Genomic DNA, 18,337 nt, shown 5'->3' with positions numbered 1-18,337 from the left:
CGCCATCGACGACTTCCCTGACTGACCATCGCAGTGATGAGCCGGACCGTTAGCCGATCGGCATCGCCCGATCGGCTGAAAGGCCCGGCTCAGCTGTGCCGAGCCAAGGAGGGCGGCAAGCCGTGACCCGCCACGCACCGGACAAGCCAACCAAGGGCTTGTACGACGAGCAGTACGAGCACGACGCCTGTGGAGTGGCCTTTGTCGCCGATCTCTCCGGTCGCCGAGATCACGAGATCGTGCGCAAGGCCCTCGTCGCCCTGCGGAATCTCGAACACCGTGGCGCCCGGGGCGCCGAGCCCGAGACCGGCGACGGCGCCGGCATCCTGCTGCAGATCCCGGACGCGTTCTACCGGGAGGTCGTGGACTTCACGCTGCCCGAACCCGGCGCATACGCCGCAGGCACCGCCTTCCTGCCCGTCGACGAGACGGCACGCGGCAAGGCCATGTCCACCATCGAGCGCATCGCCGCCGAGGAGCACCTGCGCGTGCTCGGCTGGCGCGACCTGCCGGTGGACACCGACCACGTCGGCCCCACCGCCAGGACCACGATGCCGCACTTCGCCCAGGTCTTCCTCGCGCCGCAGCGGGAGGACGTGACCGGGCTGGCGCTGGAGCGCGCCGCGTTCTGCGTGCGCAAGCGCGCCGAACACGCGCTGGCCGAGCAGGAGGTCTACTTCCCGAGCCTGTCGGCGCGCACCATCGTCTACAAGGGAATGCTCACCGAGCCGCAGGTCGAGCGGTTCTTCCCCGACCTCACCGACGAGCGCGTCACCAGCGCGATCGGCCTGGTGCACTCGCGGTTCTCCACCAACACGTTCCCGTCGTGGCCACTGGCACACCCGTACCGCTACGTGGCCCACAACGGCGAGATCAACACGCTCAAGGGCAACCGCAACTGGATGGACGCCCGCGAGTCGCAGCTGTCCACCGACCTGATCCCGGGCGAGCTGCAGCGCATCTACCCGATCATCACCCGCGGTGCGAGCGACTCGGCGTCGTTCGACGAGGTGCTGGAGCTGCTGCACCTCGGCGGCCGGTCGCTGCCGCACGCCGTGCTGATGATGATTCCCGAGGCGTGGGAGAACCACGAGGAGATGGACCCCGCGCGGCGGGCGTTCTACGAGTTCCACTCCACGCTCATGGAGCCGTGGGACGGCCCGGCGCTGGTGGCCTTCACCGACGGCACGCAGATCGGCGCGGTGCTCGACCGCAACGGCCTGCGCCCGGCGCGCTACTGGGTCACCGAGGACGGCCTCGTGGTGCTGGCCAGTGAGGTCGGCGTGCTGGAGCTGGACCAGTCCACCATCGTCCGCAAGGGCAGGCTGGAGCCCGGCCGCATGTTCCTCGTCGACACCGCCGAGGGCCGGATCATCGACGACGAGGAGATCAAGGGCGGGCTGGCCTCCCTGCACCCGTACGACGAGTGGCTCGAGGCCGGGATGCTGCGGCTGGACGACCTGCCCGAGCGCGAGCGCGAGGTGCCGACGCACTCCTCACTCGTGCGCCGCCAGCAGGCCTTCGGCTACACCGAGGAGGAGCTGGACGTCCTGCTCGAGCCGATGGCGCGCAGCGGCGCCGAGCCGATCGGCTCGATGGGCAACGACTCGCCGCTGGCACCGTTCTCCAGCAGGCCACGGCAGATCTTCGACTACTTCACGCAGCTGTTCGCACAGGTGACCAACCCGCCGCTCGACGCGATCCGCGAGGAGCTGGTGACCGCGCTGGGCACGCAGCTCGGCAGCGAGCCCAACCTGCTGGAAGCCGGGCCGGAGCATTGCCGCAAGATCGTGCTGCCGTTCCCGGTGCTGGACAACGACGAGCTGGCGAAGCTGGTGCACGTCAACGACGACGGCGACCTGCCGGAGTTCCAGGCGTACACGGTGCACGGCACGTACGAGGTCGCGGGCGGCGGCGCGGCGTTGCTGGCCCGCCTCGACGAGATCCGCGCCGAGGTGAGCGAGGCCATCGCGGGCGGGGCGCGGCTGATCGTGCTCTCCGACCGCGGCGTGGACGCCGGCCGGGCGGCGATTCCGTCGCTGCTGCTCACCGGTGCCGTGCACCATCACCTGGTCCGCGAGAAGAGCCGCACCCAGGTGGGGCTCGTGGTCGAGTCCGGCGACGCCCGCGAGGTGCACCACATCGCGCTGCTCATCGGCTACGGCGCGGCCGCGGTGAACCCCTACATGGCGATGGCGACCGTGGAGGAGCTGGCCGAGCAGGGCCGCATCCCGGGCGTGACCGCCAAGGAGGCCACCCGCAACCTCATCAAGGCGCTCGGCAAGGGCGTGCGCAAGACGATGTCCAAGATGGGCGTCTCGACGGTGGCCTCGTACACGGGCGCGCAGATCTTCGAGGCGATCGGGCTCGGCGAGGAGGTCATCGAGACCTGCTTCACGGGCACGACGTCGCGCCTCGGCGGCATCGGTTTCGACGTGCTGGCCAGGGAGGTCGCCGAGCGGCACAGGAAGGCGTTCCCCTCGGACGGCTTCCACGCCAACCACCGCGAGCTGGAGACCGGCGGCGACTACCAGTGGCGGCGGGAGGGCGAGCCGCACCTGTTCAACCCGCAGACGGTGTTCAAGCTGCAGCACTCCACCCGCAGCGGCAAGTACGACATCTTCAAGGAGTACACCCAGGCGGTCGACGACCAGGCCGAGCGGCTGATGACGCTGCGCGGGCTGTTCGACCTCAAGGAGGGCGAGCGCCCGCCGGTGCCGATCGAGGAGGTCGAGCCGGTCTCGGAGATCGTCAAGCGGTTCGCCACCGGCGCCATCTCCTACGGCTCCATCTCGGCGGAGGCGCACGAGACGCTGGCGATCGCGATGAACCGCCTGCACGGCAAGTCGAACACCGGTGAGGGTGGGGAGGACCCGGAGCGGCTCTACGACCCGGAGCGGCGCAGCGCGATCAAGCAGGTCGCGAGTGGACGGTTCGGGGTCACCAGCGAGTACCTGGTCAACGCCGACGACATCCAGATCAAGATGGCGCAGGGCGCCAAGCCCGGCGAGGGTGGCCAGCTGCCCGGCGGCAAGGTGTACCCGTGGATCGCCAAGACCCGGCACTCCACGCCGGGCGTGGGCCTGATCTCGCCCCCGCCGCACCACGACATCTACTCGATCGAGGACCTGGCGCAGCTCATCCACGACCTGAAGAACGCCAACCCGGCCGCCCGCATCCACGTGAAGCTGGTGTCCGAGGTCGGCGTCGGCACCGTCGCCGCCGGTGTGTCCAAGGCACACGCGGACGTGGTGCTGATCTCCGGGCACGACGGCGGCACCGGCGCCTCGCCGCTGTCGTCGATCAAGCACGCGGGCGGGCCGTGGGAGCTGGGCCTTGCCGAGACGCAGCAGACGCTGCTGGCCAACCGGCTGCGCGACCGGATCGTGGTGCAGACCGACGGCCAGCTCAAGACCGGCCGGGACGTCGTCATCGCGGCCCTGCTCGGCGCCGAGGAGTTCGGCTTCGCCACCGCGCCGCTGGTGGTCTCGGGCTGCATCATGATGCGGGTCTGCCACCTCGACACCTGTCCGGTGGGCGTGGCAACGCAGAACCCGAAGCTGCGCGAGAAGTTCAACGGCAAGGCCGACTACGTGGTGAACTTCTTCGAGTTCGTCGCGCAGGAGGTGCGCGAGTACCTGGCGCGGCTGGGCTTCCGCTCGGTCGCCGAGGCGGTGGGCCATGCCGAGCTGCTCGACACCCGCAAGGCCGTGGAGCACTGGAAGGCGTCGGGTCTGGACCTCTCGCCGATCTTCCACGTGCCCGAGCTGGAGCCGAGGGCCTCGCGGCACCAGGTGGTGGCGCAGGACCACGGTCTGGACAAGGCGCTGGACAACACGCTCATCCAACTGGCGGAGGGCGCCCTGTCCTCGGGCGACAAGGTGCGGCTGGAGCTGCCGGTGCGCAACGTCAACCGCACCGTGGGCACCATGCTCGGCTCCGAGCTCACCAAGCGCTGGGGCGGCGAGGGCCTGCCCGACGACACCATCGACATCACCTTCACCGGCACGGCGGGCCAGTCGTTCGGCGCCTTCGTCCCGAAGGGCATCACGCTGCGGCTGTTCGGCGACGCCAACGACTACGTCGGCAAGGGCCTTTCCGGTGGGCGGATCGTGGTGCGACCGCCGAAGGAGGCCGGCTTCGCCGCCGAGGAGCACATCATCGCGGGCAACGTGATCTGCTACGGCGCCACGGGCGGGGAGATCTTCCTGCGCGGCAAGGTCGGTGAGCGGTTCTGCGTCCGCAACTCCGGTGCGCTGGCGGTCGTCGAGGGCGTGGGCGACCACGGCTGCGAGTACATGACCGGCGGGCGCGTGGTGGTGCTCGGCCCGACCGGCCGCAACTTCGCCGCGGGCATGTCGGGCGGCATCGCCTACGTGCTCGACCTGACGCTGGGCCGGGTCAACCGCGAGATGGTGGACCTGGACGAACTGGACGACGCGGACGCCGCGTTCCTGCGGGAAGCCGTCGAGCGGCACTACGCCGAGACGGAGTCGGCGGTGGCGCGGGCGCTGCTCACCGACTGGGAGCTGGCGCTGACGCGGTTCGCGAAGGTCATGCCCAAGGACTACAAGCGCGTCCTGCAGGCGCAGGCCGCCGCCGAGCGGGACGGGCGTGATGTGAACGAGGCGATCATGGAGGCAGCGCATGGCTGACCCGAAGGGTTTCCTGACCACTCCCCGGGAGACGCCGAAGTCTCGCCCGGTGGACATCCGGATCAGGGACTGGCGTGAGGTCTACGAGGACTTCGAGCGCTCGAAGCTGGAGCAGCAGGCGGGCCGCTGCATGGACTGCGGCATCCCGTTCTGCCATCAGGGCTGCCCGCTCGGCAACCTGATCCCGGAGTGGAACACGCTGGTGTGGCGCGAGGACTGGCAGGACGCCATCGAGCGGCTGCACGCCACGAACAACTTCCCGGAGTTCACCGGGACGCTGTGCCCCGCGCCGTGCGAGACGGCGTGCGTGCTGGGTATCAACGACGACCCGGTGACCATCAAGCGCGTCGAGATCTCGATCATCGACCGCGCCTTCGAGGAGGGCTGGGTCAAGCCGCAGCCGCCGACGACCAGGACCGGCAAGAAGGTCGCGGTCGTGGGTTCCGGGCCCTCGGGGCTGGCGGCGGCGCAGCAGCTGACGCGCGCGGGCCACGACGTGGTGGTGTTCGAGCGGGCGGACGCCATCGGCGGGCTGCTGCGCTACGGCATCCCCGAGTTCAAGATGGAGAAGCACCGGCTGGACCGGCGGCTGGAGCAGATGCGGGCCGAGGGCACGGAGTTCCGGGCAGGCGTCAACGTCGGCGTGGACGTCACGGCGGAGCAGCTGCTGGCCGACTACGACGCGGTGGTGCTGGCGGGCGGTGCGACGGCGTGGCGCGACCTGCCCGCGCCGGGCCGCGACGTCGAGGGCGTGTACCAGGCGATGCAGTACCTGCCCTACGCCAACCGCGTCGCCAGCGGCAAGCTCGACTCCCCGCCGATCGACGCGAACGGCAAGGACGTCGTCGTGATCGGCGGCGGGGACACGGGCGCCGACTGTGTCGGCACCGCGCACCGGCAGGGTGCCCGTTCGGTGACCCAGCTGGAGATCATGCCGAGGCCGCCGGAGTCGCGTTCGGACGCTCACCCGTGGCCGATGTACCCGATGATCTACCGGGTGTCCTCGGCGCACGAGGAGGGCGGTGAGCGCCTGTACTCGGTGAATACGCAGGAGTTCCTCGCCGACGAGAACGGCCACCTGCGGGCGCTGAAGCTGGTCGAGGTGCGCAACGAGGGCGGCAGGTTCGTGCCCGTGGAGGGCACGGAGCGCGAGCTGCCCGCGCAGCTGGCGCTGCTGGCGATGGGCTTCGTCGGCCCGGAGCGGGAGGGCCTGCTCGACCAGCTCGGCGTGGAGCTCGACCAGCGGGGCAACGTCGCCCGCGACGGGACGTACAAGACGAGCCTGGACAAGGTGTTCGTGGCGGGCGACATGGGCCGCGGCCAGTCGCTCATCGTGTGGGCGATCGCGGAGGGCCGCTCCGCGGCGGCGGGCGTCGACGCCTACCTCACCGGCCGCGACGTCCTCCCGGCGCCGATCGCGCCCACGGACCGCCCGATCGCGTAGCCGCCGGCACCGCGGCAGGCCACCACACCGACGCGGACGGCCAACACGCCCGGCAGCGGACGTGTTGGCCGCTCGCGTCGCCGGGGTCACACGGTGACGGTGCCGTCCTTGACGGCGGCGGCGATGGCGTGCCACTGCTCGACGCTCAGCTGGACGCGCTGGCCGAAGTCGTCGGTGAGCACCACGCGCTTGTCCTCGGGCGCGTCGTGGTCGAGGAAGAGCTCGGGGCAGCCGCAGTTGCAGTTGCCGCAGAATGTCGCGATGTGCTGGGCCATCGGTCCTCCTTGGTGTGGCATGACGGGGTGGGCCGGCGGACACCGGGGCGGTGGGCCCTCGGGCGGACCGCGCCGGTGTGCTCCGGCTCCAGACCAGGTCGCCCGGCCCGGCGGCCCGGTTTCCCGAGCCCCGGATGATCACCCGTTCGTGGCGCACCGTTCCGCCATCGGTCACCGGACCGCCAGCACCGCGACGGAAGCTGGCGGCCGTGGACAACTCCCCCGAACCCCGTCACGTCCGCCGCCGCCTGGTACTGCAGGCCGCGGTCGGCACCCCGGCGGCCGTCGCCGCCGCCTCGACACTGGGCACCCCGGGCGCGGCGGCCGCCACCATCGGAGGCCGCGCCGACACCGACAGCCCGCGGTTCACCCTCGCCGTGCTGCCGGACACCCAGTACCTCATCGACGAGGGCGGCTCCGACCCCGAACCGGTCCGCGACACGCTGAACTACGTCGTGCGCAACCAGGGCCGCTCCAACACCGTGTTCCTGGCCCACCTCGGCGACGTCACCGAGCACGGCACCGAGGCCGAGATGCGCACGGCCGACACCGTCTTCCGGGCGGTGCACGGCAAGCTGCCCTACAGCGTCCTCGGCGGCAACCACGACGTCTCCGGCGACGACCAGCGTGGTGACACGCCCTACCTGCGCACGTTCGGCCCCAGCCGGTTCGCGCGGATGCGCACCTACCGGGGATCCTCGCCGGACGGCTACAACAGCTACCACGTCTTCACCGCGGGCGGCCGTTCGTGGCTGCTGCTCGCGCTCGACTGGCGGGTCTCCGACGCGGGCCTCGCGTGGACCCGCGGCGTGCTGGCCCAGCACCCGGAGCTGCCGGCGATCCTCACCACGCACGATCTCGTGTGGGCCGACGACGACGGGCACGCGCACCTGTCCGGCCACGGACAGCGGCTGTGGGACGGGGTCATCCGCGGGCACGACCAGATCTTTCTTGCCCTCGGCGGGCACTACTGGCCGCCAGGGCGCACCACCCTCACCAACGACGCGGGCAACCCCGTCCACCTGCACATCACCAACTACCAGGACCGCTACTACGGCGGTGCGGGCATGCTGCGGACGTACTCGTTCGACCTGGTGCGCGGCGCCATCGACGTCGAGACGTTCTCGCCGTGGCTGCTGGGCAAGAAGGAGCACCGGCGCACGCCCCTCGAGGCGGAGACGGTGGAGCTCACCAGCGACGTCGACCACTTCAGCGTGAGCATCGACTTCGCCGAGCGGTTCGCCGGCTTCGCGCCCGTGGTGGTACCGCCGCCGCGCCCGGCGAGCGCCGTGATGCCGCGCGGCACGGTGGCGTACTGGCGCTTCGACGGCGCGGGACTCGGCGAGGCGGGCACCGACGGCAGGGTGATCGCGCCGGGGACCGTGGCACGCGACCTCACCGGCAACGGCAACGACCTGCGGGCACAGCGCCTGCACGACAGCGCGCCCGAGGTGCTCACCTGGTCGGCCGAGCACCACGACGCCCAGCCCGCGCACGCGAGCCTGCGCTTCGACGGCGGCAAGAGCCCCGACCGGGGCGCGGTGCTGCGCACCGGGGCGAACGCGCCGCTGAACAGCATGCGTTTCGAGTCCGGCTACACCATCGAGACGTTCGTCAAGCTGCCCGAGCCGTTCGAGGGTGACCACGCCTGGATGGGGATTCTCAGCTGGGAGGGCAAGGCCCGCGACGCCGGGAAGTTCAGCGGGTGGTCGGCCGACGAACCGACGTGCAGCCTGAACCTCTCCCCCGAACGGTTCCTGCAGTTCGTCGTCTACCCGGTGCCGGTGGACGCCGACCCGACGTCGTGGAGCCACGCGGTGCCGGTGGGCCGGTGGATGCACCTGGCCGTCGTCAACGACGGCAGGCGGACCGTGCTCTACGTGGACGGCTCGCGCATCGCGCGCAACGCGGCGGAGTACTCCCGCGGCATCAGCACGCTGGGCAAACCGTTCGCTCTCGGCGGCACCCAGTTCAACGAGCAGTACGGGCAGGGCTTCTACGGCTGGATCGGCGACACCCGCATCGTGTCCCGGGCACTGCGTCCGGAGGAGTTCCTCACAGCACGGCGCCGTTGACAGCGGTGAGCCTGCGAACTTAGTCTCGACAGGCTGCGCGATGGCGGCCGGAAGCCGGTGAGAATCCGCACGGTCGCGCCACTGTAACCGAGTCCACTCGGGAGTCAGACCCGCCGCCATCGCAACCGTTCCACGAAGGGCCGCGCCAAGCCCGAGGAGGTTTTCGATGTCGCAGGCGAGCATCGCCACCCCGCATCCCGTTCCGCTCCGCATTCCGCTGCGGGAGATCGCCCCGTGGGCGGTCTTCGCCGGCGTGCTCGCCCTGGTGGTGCTGTTCTTCGTCAGCACGGAGGCCGGTGCCGTCGAACTGCTGTCGACCAACGGCCTTGTGCACGAGTTCGTGCACGACGGCAGGCACCTGCTCGCCTTCCCCTGCCACTGACGCAGGGCACGAGACGATGATGAGGACCGTGCTGGTCCGCGGGTTGCTCGCGGGCCTGATCGCCGGTGCGCTCGCGACGGTGTTCGCCTACGTCGTCGGTGAGCCGTCCGTCGATGTCGCGATTGGACTGGAAGAGGCCGGGCCGGGTGCGCACGAACACGGCCACGGCGCCGAGGAGGCCGTCGTCAGCCGCGGCGTGCAGCGCACCGTCGGGCTGCTCACCGGAGTCGGCCTGTACGGCGTCGCGGTGGGCGGGCTGTTCGCGGTGGCGTTCGCGTTCGTCCACGGCAGGCTCGGCGCGCTGCGTCCCCGGCTCACCGCCGCGCTGCTGGCGGCGGGTGCCTTCGTGGTCGTGGTGCTGGTGCCGTTCCTGAAGTATCCGGCGAACCCGCCCGCGGTGGGCCAGCCGGGAACCATCGGCGACCGCACGTCGCTGTACTTCGGGTTCGTGGCGCTGTCGCTGGCGCTCGGCATCGTCGCCGCTGTCGCGGGCCGGGCGCTGGCCGACCGCCTCGGCGCGTGGTGGGGCGGGCTGCTCGCCGCGGGCGGCTACGTGGTGGCCGCGGCGGTGGCCGCCGCGTTGCTGCCGGTGGTCGACGAGGTGCCCCCGGAGTTCCCCGGCTCGGTGCTGTGGGACTTCCGCCTGGCCTCGCTGGCGACGCAGCTGGTGCTGTGGACGTCGCTGGGGCTGCTGTTCGGCGCGTTCGCCGAGCGGGCCTTGCGTGCCGGGGACACCGCGCCAACGGCACCGGCCGGCCTGGCAGGTCAGCGATAGGCGGCCACGGCGCTCACCGCGAGCGCGGCCAGGCCCACCAGCCGCGACAGCCGCACCGACCGGCGCAGATCCGCGGGGCCCGGTGCCGGGCCGTCGCCGAGCATGCCCCGGTTCTCGACGCGGCCGCCGTAGGTGTTCACGCCGCCGAGCCGGACGCCGAGCGCACCGGCGAACGCAGCCTCCACCGGCCCGGCGTTCGGGCTCGGGTGGTGGCCCGCGTCCCGCCGCCACGCCCGCAGCGCGCGGGAGGGGCGGCCACCCACCAGCGGGGCGGCGGCCGAGGCCGCCATCGCGCTCAGGCGTGCGGGCACCAGGTTGGCGAGGTCGTCGGCGCGGGCCGCGGCCCAGCCGAACCGCGCGTGCCGCGGCGACCGGTGCCCCACCATCGCGTCGAGGGTGTTCAGCGCGCGGTAGCCGAGCAGCCCGGGCAGTCCGGCCAGCCCGCCCCACACCAGCGGGGCGACCACGGCGTCGGAGGTGTTCTCGGCGATCGACTCGGTGGCGGCTCTGGCCAGCCCGTCCGCGTCGAGCGTGGTCGCGTCGCGGCCGCACAGGTGCGGCAGCCTTGCCCTGGCGCCGGGGACATCGCCCGCATCGAGCAGACCGGCCATCGCCTCGCCCTCGGCGGCGAGCCCGCGCCCGCCCAGCACGACCCAGGTCGCGGCGGTCGTGGCGGCGAAGCGCGCCAGCGGCCGGGTCCGCGTCGCCCGCTGCACGAGCGCGCCCGCACCGGCGGCCGCGCCCACGCACAGCCCCGTGTAGAGGGCTCCCCGGCCGCGCGAGTCGGCCCACATGCGCCGCTCCAGCGCACCCGCCGCCTGGCCGAACCAGGCCACCGGATGGCCGCGGCGTGGATCACCGAACACCGCGTCGACCGCGTAACCTGCGACGACTCCGGCCGCGGTCACACGTTGGGAACAGACCACAGCGCGAACCCTAGCCGGTGGGAAAGAATGCCGACCATGAATGACAACACCAGGCGCCTGGCCGAGGCCGTGGCCGCCCGCCTGGAGGCCGGGGCCTCGCTGCTGCGCAGGTATGGCCGCGGTCCCCAGGCGGGCGGCCGGGTCCTGATCCTGGGCGGGGTCCGCTCCGGCAAGTCCAGGCACGCCGAGCAGCTGATGGCTCGCTACAACCACGTCGTCTACGTCGCCGCGGGCCTGCCGCCCAGCGACGACGACCCCGAATGGGCGGCGCGCGTGGCCGCCCACCGCGCGCGCAGACCCGCGCACTGGCGGACCGTGGAGACCGCGGACCTCACCACGACACTGCGCGAGACGCGGGCGCCGATGCTCGTCGACTGCCTCGGCACCTGGGTGAGCAGGGTGCTCGACGAGGTCGGCGCCTGGCAGCAGGAAGAGGGCTGGCAGGAGCGCGTCGACGAGCGGCTGCAGGCCTTCGTCGACGTCTGGCAGGCCACGCCGGGACCCGTGGTGGCCGTGAGCAACGAGGTCGGCAGCGGCGTCGTCCCGCCCACCGTGTCCGGGCGCATCTTCCGCGACGTCCTGGGCTCGCTCAACACGGCCGTGGCGGCCCACGCGCACACCACGCGGCTCGTCGTGGCCGGGCGGGTGCTCGACCTGCGATGACCCGACAACAACCGGAGGAGACACGGTGACGTTCGACATCCCGGCACCCGACGAGCGGGCGCGCGGCGAGGCGCGCGAGCGGCTCGACGGGCTGGTGAAGCCACTCGGCGCACTCGGAAGGCTGGAGGAGCTGGCGGCGTGGCTGTGCGCCGCGCACGGCACGGTGCCGCCCCGTCCGCTGGACGACGTGCGCGTGGTGGTGTTCGCAGGCGACCACGGGGTGTCGGCAGCGTCGCCGGTGTCGGCGGTGTCGCCGGTGTCGGCGTATCCGCGCGAGGTCACCGCCGCCATGGTGCGGGTGTTCCTCTCCGGCGCCAGTGGGGTCAACGTTCTCGCCCGCCAGGTGGGCGCGCGGGTGCGGGTGCTGGACGTGGCCGTGGACGGCGACCTGACCGACGTGCCGCCGGAGGTGACCGCGCACAAGGTCCGCCGGGGCTCCGGGGCAATCGACGTGGCCGACGCGCTCGAGCCCGGTGAGGCCGAGCGGGGTTTCGCGGCCGGGCGAGCGGTGGCCGACGAGGAGATCGACGGCGGCGCCGACCTGCTGATCCCCGGCGACATGGGCATCGGCAACACCACAGTGGCCTCCGCACTGGTCGCGGCGTGCCTCGGCCTGCCAGCCGAGGACGTGGTCGGCGCCGGAACCGGCGTGGACGAGCGGGGCCGGGCCCGCAAGGTCGCGGTCGTGGAGGCGGCGCTGGCCCGCGCCGGCTCGCGGGCGCGCGAGCCGTTCGCGCTGCTGACCGCGCTGGGCAGCGCCTGTGCCGCCGCCACGGCCGGGTTCCTGGTGCAGGCGGCGGTGCGCGGTGTGCCCGTGCTCCTGGACGGCGTGTTCTCCGGCGCGGCGGCGCTCGTGGCCAGGGAGATCGCGCCGGAGGCGGCCCGCTGGTGGCTGGCCGGGCACCGCTCCACCGAGCCGTCGCAGGCGTTCGCGCTCAAGGCGCTGGGCCTGGAGCCGATCCTCGATCTCGGGCTGCGGCTCGGCGAGGGCAGCGGCGCGGTGCAGGCGGTGCCGGTGCTGCGCGCGGCCAGGGCCACCCTCGCCGAGATGGGGCGGCTCGCCGACCTTGCGTGACGCCCTGCGCCTGGCGCTGGGCACGTTGACGGCCCTGCCGGTGCCCGCGCCGCGGGTGATCGACCGCCGGGTGGCGGGCGGGGCGATGCTGCTGGCGCCGCTGGCGGCCACGCCGCTCGCCGCGCTGGCGGGCGCGGTGGTGCTGGCCGGTGACGCGACCGGGCTGCCCGCGCTGGCCACCGCCGGGCTGGCGATCGGCGCGGTCGCGCTGGGCAGCCGGGGCCTGCACCTGGACGGACTGGCCGACACCGCCGACGGGCTCGGCGCCTCCTACGACCGCGAACGGGCGCTGGAGATCATGCGCCGCGGCGACTCGGGGCCGACGGGCGTGGCGACCCTGGTGCTGGTGCTGATCGTCCAGTGCGCGGCGCTGGCGGGTGCCGTGGCGGCGGGGCACGGCGTCACCGCGGCCGTGGCCGGGGTCGTCGCCGGGCGTGCCGTGCTGCCGGTGTGCTGCGTGCGCGGGGTGCCGTCGGCGCGCCCGGAAGGGCTGGGGGCGACGGTGGCCGGTGCGGTGCCGGTACCGCTGGCTCTGGCGGTGCCCGTGCTGGTCGGCGGGCTCGCCGTGCTCGCTCCCGGCCTGCCGTGGTGGCAGGGTCCGCTCGCCGTGGCGGCGTCCTGCGCGGCGGCGGGGCTGCTGCTCGCGCGCTGCGTCCGTCGGCTGGGCGGCCTGACCGGCGACGTCCTCGGAGCCGCCGTCGAACTGGCCACGGCGGCAGCCTTGCTGGTCCTCACCCTCTGACCGCGAGTCCTGCACCCGTGCCCGCGAGTCCTGCGTTCGTGCCCGCGAGTCCTGCACTCGTGCCCGCGAGTCCTGCGCTCGTGCCCGCGAGTCCTGCACTCGTGCCCGCGAGTCCTGCACTCGTGCCCGCGAGTTCTGCGCTCGGTACGGCTTTCCGCGGGACGGCAGCCACCGAGCCGGTCATAGTTCCCCAATGCGGCATTGGTAGCGCTGGACGCCACGAATGCCGCATTGGGGAAGTTGAACGCCACGAATGTGGCATTGGGGGGCTCGACTCGCGGGCTTGAGTGCAGGACTCGCGGGCTTGAGCGCAGGACTCGCGGGTCTGAGTGCAGGACTCGCGCGGGGTCAGGTGAGGGTATCGGCGAGGGCGGCGAGGAAGCGGTCCGTCGTCTCCCGGTCCCGGACGGCGATGCGGAGCCAGTCGCCGTCCAGGCCGGGGAAGGTGTCGCCGCGGCGGACCGCGTAACCCGCCTCGCGCAACGCCAGCCGGACCCGCCCCGCCCCGGGCACGCGGACCAGCACGAACGGCGCCCTCGGCACACCGGCCACCTCGACACCGAGCCCGCGCAGGCCCTCGACCAGACGCTCCCGGTCCCGGTCGGCCTCGCGGGCGAGCCGGTTCGCCTCCGCCACGGCGTCCGGACGGCTGCACGCCACCATCGCCACCGCCGCCGGGGTGGACACCGACCACGGCGGCTGGACCGCACGCAGCCGGTCCAGCACCTCCGGCTCGCCGAGCACGTACCCGGCTCGCAGCCCCGCGATCCCCCACGTCTTGGTCAGGCTCCGCAGCACCACCACCCCCGGCAGCCGCTGCCCCGCCAGGCTCTCCGGCTCGCCGGGCACCGCGTCGAGGAACGCCTCGTCCACCACGACCAGCCGTCCGGGCGCGCACAGTTGCCGCAGCGCCTGTGCCGGGTGCAGCACCGACGTCGGGTTGGTCGGGTTGCCGACGAACACCAGCTCCGCGTCCGCGGGTACGGCGTCCGGTGTGAGCACGAACCCGTCGGCGGCGGGCAGCACCACCCGCCGCACCGCCTGCCCCGCGGCGCGCAGCGCGGCCTCGGGCTCGGTGAACTGCGGATGCACCACCACCGCGTTTCGCCCGCGAAACGCACTCGCCAGGAGCGTGAAGGCCTCGGCGGCGCCCGCCGTCGGCAGCACCTCCGAGGGCGGGCGGCCGTGCCGGGCGGCGACGGCCTCCACGGCGCCCCGGACGTCGGGATAGGCGGCGAGCCCGGACAGCGTGTCCGCCAGCTCCCGGCGCAGCCACTCCGGCGGCGCCGCGAGCCGCACGTTCACGGCGAGGTCCACCAGCCCGTCGCCGACCTCCCGGTCGCCGTGGTGGAGCAGGTCGTACTCGCCCTGCTCAGCCACGGTGCACCGCCTCGGCGAAGCGCCGCGCCAGCCCGGGATGCCCGGCCCAGTGGACGTGCAGGTACGAAGCGTGCACCGTGTCCGTCGCGAAGCCCTCCGCCTCGCCGTCCCAGCGCCACGCCGGCGTCGGCCCGTACCGGGGCTCGACCATGGTGCGGTGGAACTCGTGCCCGGTCACCTCCTCACCGCCACCGGTGAGCAGCGTGGCCGACGGCGCGGTGGCCCTGCGGTAGCCGAGCGCCCCGCGCCGGGTCATCCGCGCGGTGGCGTCCAGCGCCCCGACCATGGGCAGGCCGTCGAGCTCCCGGCACAGGTACAGCAGGCCCGCGCATTCGGCGACCACCGGCATGCCCCGCCGCACCGCCCGCGCCAGCTCGCCGCGCAGCGGCTCGTTTCCCGACAGCTCCTCGGCGTGCACCTCGGGGAACCCGCCACCGAAGTACAGCCCGGCGCAGCCCGGCGGCAGGGCGGTGTCGCGCAGCGGGTCCAGGTCCACCACATCCACGCCGTGCGCGGCCAGCAGCTCGGCGGTCTCCGTGTAGCGAAACGTGAACGCCTGCCCGGAGGCCGCCGCAACCACCCGGCGCGGTCCGCCGTACGCGGCGTCCGGCGACCACGGCTGCCCGGCAGGCGGCGGCGCGGTGCGTGCGACCCGGACGACGGCGTCCAGGTCGACGCCGTCGGCGATCCACGCCGCCAGCGCCGGCAGCAGCCGCCGCGACTCCGACTCCCGTTCTCCCGCGGGCACCAGCCCGAGGTGCCTGCTCGGGGCATGGATGTCGTCGCTGCGCCGCAGGGCGCCCAGCACCGGGATGCCGGTGGGCTGCAACGCGGCCCGGATCTCGTCCTCGTGCCGCTGCGAGCCGAGCTTGTTGAGGATCACCCCGGCCAGCTCCAGTCGCGGGTCGTAGCGGGCGAAGCCGAGCACGGTCGCGGCGACGCTGCGGCTGGCGGCGCTCGCGTCCACGACCAGCACCACCGGCGCGGAGACCAGCCGCGCCACGTGCGCCGTCGACGCGTAGCCGTCGGTGCCGAGCATCCCGTCGAACAGCCCCATCACGCCCTCGATCACGGCCACCTCGGCCGCGCGGGAGCCGTGCAGCAGCAGCGGCACCACCCGCTGCTCCCCCTGCAGGAACGGGTCGAGGTTGCGCGGCGGCAGCCCGGTGGCCAGTGCGTGGTAGCTGGGGTCGATGAAGTCGGGACCCACCTTGTGCCCGGAGACGGCGAGGCCGCGCCGGCGCAACGCCGCCATCAGACCGGTGGCGACGGTGGTCTTGCCGTGGCCGGACCCGGGTGCCGCGACGACGATCCGGGCTACCACTCGATGCCCCGCTGGCCCTTCTGGCCCGCGTCCATCGGGTGCTTGACCTTCGTCATCTCGGCCACCAGGTCGGCGGCGTCGAGCAGCTCCCGCGGCGCGTTGCGGCCGGTGATCACCACGTGCTGGCGGCCCGGCCGCTCCCGCAGCGTCTCCACCACGTCGGCGACGTCGATCCAGCCCCAGTGCAGCGGGTAGGTGAACTCGTCGAGCACGTAGAAGTCGTGCCGTTCGGCGGCGAGCCTGCGCTTGATCTCGGCCCAGCCCTCGCGCGCGTTGGCGGCGTGGTCGTCCTCGCTGCCCTTCTTGCGCGCCCAGCTCCAGCCCTCGCCCATCTTGTGCCATTCGACGGGCCCGCCCTGGCCGCTCTCGCCCAGCACGCGCAGTGCGGTCTCCTCGCCGACGCGCCACTTGGCGGACTTGACGAACTGGAACACGCCGATGGACCAGCCCTGGTTCCAGGCCCGCAGCGCCATCCCGAACGCCGCGGTGGACTTGCCCTTCATCACTCCGGTGTGGACGGCCAGGATCGGGCGGTGGCGGCGCTGCCGCGTCGTCAGCCCGTCGTCGGGAACGACCTCCGGCTTTCCCTGTGGCATCAGGCCGCCCTCCGTTTCACCTCGCGCGCCAGCGAATCCGCCGCCACGTCTCCCAGCGCGACGTGCTCCGCGCCGAGCCGGGCCGCGAGCTGCCTGGCCAGGCCCAGTCGCATGCGCCCGGTCTCGCAGTCCATCACGACGCTGGTCACGCCGGTTCGCGCGAGCAGGTCGGCGGCGGCCTGGGACCGGGCCACGGCGTCGGGGCCGCTGGTGGCGCGGCCGTCGGTGACCACCACGAGCAACGGCCGGCGTTTCGGGTCCCGCAGCGCCTCGACGCGCAGCACGTCCGTGGCGCGCAGCAGGCCCTCGGCCAGCGGCGTACGCCCTCCGGTGGGCAGGGTTTCCAGCCGGGACGCCGCCGCGTCGACACTGATCGTCGGCGGCAAGGCCACCTCGGCGGTCGCGGCGCGGAACGTCACCAGGCCGACCTTGTCCCGGCGCTGGTAGGCGTCCAGCAGCAGTGAGAGCACCGCCGACTTCACCTCGCGCATCCGCGAGCGTGCCCCCATCGAGCCCGAGGCGTCGACGCAGAACAGCACGAGGTTGCCCTCCTTGCCCTCGCGCAGCGCGTAACGGAGGTCGTGCGGCCGGACGACGAGTCCGGCACCGGAACGCCCCCGCGCGCGCTGGTGCGGGGCCGCCGCGCGCACGGTCGCGATCAGGTGCGGGCCACCCTCGCGCGCTCCGGCGGGCCGCACACCGACCGTGCGGCCGGTGTCGGTGACCGCGCGCGAGCGGCGCCCGTGCGCGCCCGAGCCGGTGCCGCCCACGGTGAACAGCCGGGCCCGGTACGGCGCGCCGGGCGACACGGTGCGCTCCCCCGCCCCGCCGTGCTGGCCGTTCCCGTCGCCGTGCTGGCCACCCGCGTCGCCGTGCTGGCCGTCCTCGGGCAGTGGCTCGCCACCGGGGCCGCCAGGTCCGCCGGGGTCGTCCGGTCCATCGGGTCCGTCGGGTCCGTCCGGGGGGCCCTGCTCGGGCGGCTCGGAGTCGCGCAGGGCCTCCTCCAGCTGCTCCGGGTCGATGCCCGGCGCGTCGAACGGGTTGCGCCTGCGCCGGTGCGGCAGCGCCAGCTGTGCCGCGACCCGGATGTCGTCGACGGTCACCGTGTCCCGCCCGCACCAGGCGGCGTGCGCGGCGGCGGTGCGCGCCGTGACGATGTCGGCCCGCATGCCGTCGACCTCGAAGGCGGCGCACACCTCCGCGATGCGCACCAGCGCCTCGTCGGTGAGCGTCACCGACGGCAGCAGCCGCTGTGCGGCGTCGATCTCGGCGGCCAGCGCGGCCTCGTCGGCGGCGTAGCGCTCGGCGAAGCCGTCCGGGTCCGCCTCGTAGGCCAGGCGGCGGCGCACCACCTCGGCCCGCTGCGCCGCGTCGCGGCTCGACGCGACCTCCACCGTCAGGCCGAAGCGGTCGAGCAGCTGCGGTCGCAGCTCGCCCTCCTCGGGGTTCATGGTGCCGATCAGCACGAACCGCGCCGCGTGCGACACCGAAACGCCCTCGCGCTCGACCGTCACCCGCCCCATCGCCGCCGCGTCGAGCAGCGTGTCCACCAGGTGGTCGTGCAGCAGGTTGACCTCGTCGACGTAGAGCAGGCCCCGGTGCGCGCCCGCCAGCAGGCCGGGCTGGTAGTCGGTGACGCCGTCACCGAGGGCGCGCTCCAGGTCGAGCGAGCCGACCACGCGGTCCTCGGCCGCGCCGACCGGCAGCTCCACCAGCCGCGCCGGGCGCCGGTGGGCGGGCGAGCCCTCCGGGTGCGGGCCGTCGGGGCACGCGGGGTCGGGCCGCGCCGGATCGCAGGAGAACCGGCAGCCGTCCACGACGTCCACGCCCGGCAGCAGACCGGCGAGCGCCCGCACCATGGTGGACTTCGCGGTGCCCTTCTCGCCGCGCACCAGCACCCCGCCGATCGCGGGCGAGATGGTGGAGAGCACGAGCGCCAGGCGCAGGTCCGCCATCCCGACGACGGCGGTGAACGGGTACGGCCGCACAGGCAACTCCCTCGCTACGGGTGGGTGTCCTCGCCCA

Annotated in this window: 14 protein-coding genes; 8 read left to right on the top strand and 6 right to left on the bottom strand. The window is 73.6% G+C overall.

The window, feature by feature from the left end; genetic code table 11:
* The first annotated feature begins 122 nt into the window (after window positions 1-122).
* On the top strand, window positions 123-4,655 hold the full coding sequence (gene gltB, locus BAY60_RS11820) for a glutamate synthase large subunit (RefSeq protein WP_112281004.1): 4,533 nt from the start codon (window positions 123-125) through the stop codon (window positions 4,653-4,655).
* Entirely contained in the window at window positions 4,648-6,099 is a 1,452-nt protein-coding gene (locus tag BAY60_RS11815; protein ID WP_112281003.1) for a glutamate synthase subunit beta, read from the top strand. The genes gltB and BAY60_RS11815 overlap by 8 nt, the downstream gene beginning before the upstream one ends.
* Window positions 6,100-6,185: 86 nt before the next feature.
* Here the strand turns inward: BAY60_RS11815 and BAY60_RS11810 are convergent, their stop codons facing one another.
* A complete protein-coding gene (locus tag BAY60_RS11810; RefSeq protein WP_112281002.1) occupies window positions 6,186-6,374 on the bottom strand; it encodes a hypothetical protein in 189 nt (62 codons plus the stop codon).
* Window positions 6,375-6,583: 209 nt separating this feature from the next.
* Between BAY60_RS11810 and BAY60_RS11805 the strand changes: the two genes are divergently transcribed.
* From BAY60_RS11805 to BAY60_RS11795, 3 genes are all read left to right on the top strand, one after another.
* Window positions 6,584-8,449: a LamG-like jellyroll fold domain-containing protein gene (locus tag BAY60_RS11805; RefSeq protein ID WP_245992456.1), complete on the top strand. Its 1,866-nt coding sequence runs from the start codon at window positions 6,584-6,586 to the stop codon at window positions 8,447-8,449.
* A 166-nt stretch (window positions 8,450-8,615) separates the two neighbouring features.
* Window positions 8,616-8,831, top strand: coding sequence for a CbtB domain-containing protein (locus BAY60_RS11800; RefSeq protein WP_112281000.1), 216 nt, complete (start codon window positions 8,616-8,618; stop codon window positions 8,829-8,831).
* Between the two features lie 16 nt (window positions 8,832-8,847).
* Window positions 8,848-9,606 (top strand): CbtA family protein, encoded by a 759-nt coding sequence (locus BAY60_RS11795; RefSeq protein WP_112280999.1) that lies wholly within the window; start codon window positions 8,848-8,850, stop codon window positions 9,604-9,606.
* Here the strand turns inward: BAY60_RS11795 and BAY60_RS11790 are convergent.
* Entirely contained in the window at window positions 9,597-10,514 is a 918-nt protein-coding gene (locus BAY60_RS11790; RefSeq protein ID WP_245992454.1) for a cobalamin biosynthesis protein, read from the bottom strand. The two genes, BAY60_RS11795 and BAY60_RS11790, sit on opposite strands and share 10 nt — an antisense overlap.
* Window positions 10,515-10,559: 45 nt before the next feature.
* On the opposite strand from BAY60_RS11790, the gene BAY60_RS11785 reads away from it, so the two are divergent.
* Genes BAY60_RS11785 through BAY60_RS11775 form a run of 3 tightly spaced genes read left to right on the top strand, consistent with a single transcriptional unit; the run spans window position 10,560 to window position 13,012 of the window.
* Window positions 10,560-11,195, top strand: coding sequence for a bifunctional adenosylcobinamide kinase/adenosylcobinamide-phosphate guanylyltransferase (locus tag BAY60_RS11785; protein ID WP_112280997.1), 636 nt, complete (start codon window positions 10,560-10,562; stop codon window positions 11,193-11,195).
* A 25-nt stretch (window positions 11,196-11,220) separates the two neighbouring features.
* A complete protein-coding gene (gene cobT / locus BAY60_RS11780; protein WP_112280996.1) occupies window positions 11,221-12,270 on the top strand; it encodes a nicotinate-nucleotide--dimethylbenzimidazole phosphoribosyltransferase in 1,050 nt (349 codons plus the stop codon).
* Window positions 12,263-13,012 carry an adenosylcobinamide-GDP ribazoletransferase gene (locus BAY60_RS11775; RefSeq protein WP_245992452.1) on the top strand — a complete coding sequence of 250 codons (750 nt, stop codon included), beginning with the start codon at window positions 12,263-12,265 and terminating at the stop codon, window positions 13,010-13,012. Before cobT ends, BAY60_RS11775 begins: the two co-directional genes overlap by 8 nt.
* A 348-nt stretch (window positions 13,013-13,360) precedes the next feature.
* Here BAY60_RS11775 and cobC read toward each other — a convergent pair whose 3' ends face one another.
* From cobC to BAY60_RS11755, 4 genes are read right to left on the bottom strand one after another with little or no spacing between them, the layout of a single operon-like run.
* Complete coding sequence (gene cobC, locus BAY60_RS11770; protein ID WP_112280995.1) at window positions 13,361-14,392, bottom strand: Rv2231c family histidinol phosphate aminotransferase CobC; 1,032 nt, start codon at window positions 14,390-14,392, stop codon at window positions 13,361-13,363.
* Window positions 14,385-15,716: a cobyrinic acid a,c-diamide synthase CobB gene (locus BAY60_RS11765; RefSeq protein ID WP_112280994.1), complete on the bottom strand. Its 1,332-nt coding sequence runs from the start codon at window positions 15,714-15,716 to the stop codon at window positions 14,385-14,387. The genes cobC and BAY60_RS11765 overlap by 8 nt, the downstream gene beginning before the upstream one ends.
* Entirely contained in the window at window positions 15,710-16,312 is a 603-nt protein-coding gene (cobO, locus tag BAY60_RS11760; protein WP_112280993.1) for a cob(I)yrinic acid a,c-diamide adenosyltransferase, read from the bottom strand. The genes BAY60_RS11765 and cobO overlap by 7 nt, the downstream gene beginning before the upstream one ends.
* Entirely contained in the window at window positions 16,312-18,300 is a 1,989-nt protein-coding gene (locus tag BAY60_RS11755) for a putative cobaltochelatase (RefSeq protein ID WP_112280992.1), read from the bottom strand. The genes cobO and BAY60_RS11755 overlap by 1 nt, the downstream gene beginning before the upstream one ends.
* Between the last annotated feature and the right edge of the window lie 37 nt (window positions 18,301-18,337).

This window comes from Prauserella muralis, assembly GCF_003202285.1.
Classification (GTDB): Bacteria; Actinomycetota; Actinomycetes; order Mycobacteriales; family Pseudonocardiaceae; genus Prauserella_B; species Prauserella_B muralis.
Note: the sequence above shows the minus strand (reverse complement) of the source record. Positions and strands in the feature narration are given on the sequence as shown.

What these genes read in the sequence shown, in the direction of transcription:
- cobO (WP_112280993.1), bottom strand. Translation starts at nt 16,312, where the DNA reads ATGCCACAGGGAAAGCCGGAGGTCGTTCCCGACGACGGGCTGACGACG.
- BAY60_RS11795 (WP_112280999.1), top strand. Translation starts at nt 8,848, where the DNA reads ATGATGAGGACCGTGCTGGTCCGCGGGTTGCTCGCGGGCCTGATCGCC.
- BAY60_RS11785 (WP_112280997.1), top strand. Translation starts at nt 10,560, where the DNA reads ATGCCGACCATGAATGACAACACCAGGCGCCTGGCCGAGGCCGTGGCC.
- BAY60_RS11800 (WP_112281000.1), top strand. Translation starts at nt 8,616, where the DNA reads ATGTCGCAGGCGAGCATCGCCACCCCGCATCCCGTTCCGCTCCGCATT.
- BAY60_RS11810 (WP_112281002.1), bottom strand. Translation starts at nt 6,374, where the DNA reads ATGGCCCAGCACATCGCGACATTCTGCGGCAACTGCAACTGCGGCTGC.
- BAY60_RS11815 (WP_112281003.1), top strand. Translation starts at nt 4,648, where the DNA reads ATGGCTGACCCGAAGGGTTTCCTGACCACTCCCCGGGAGACGCCGAAG.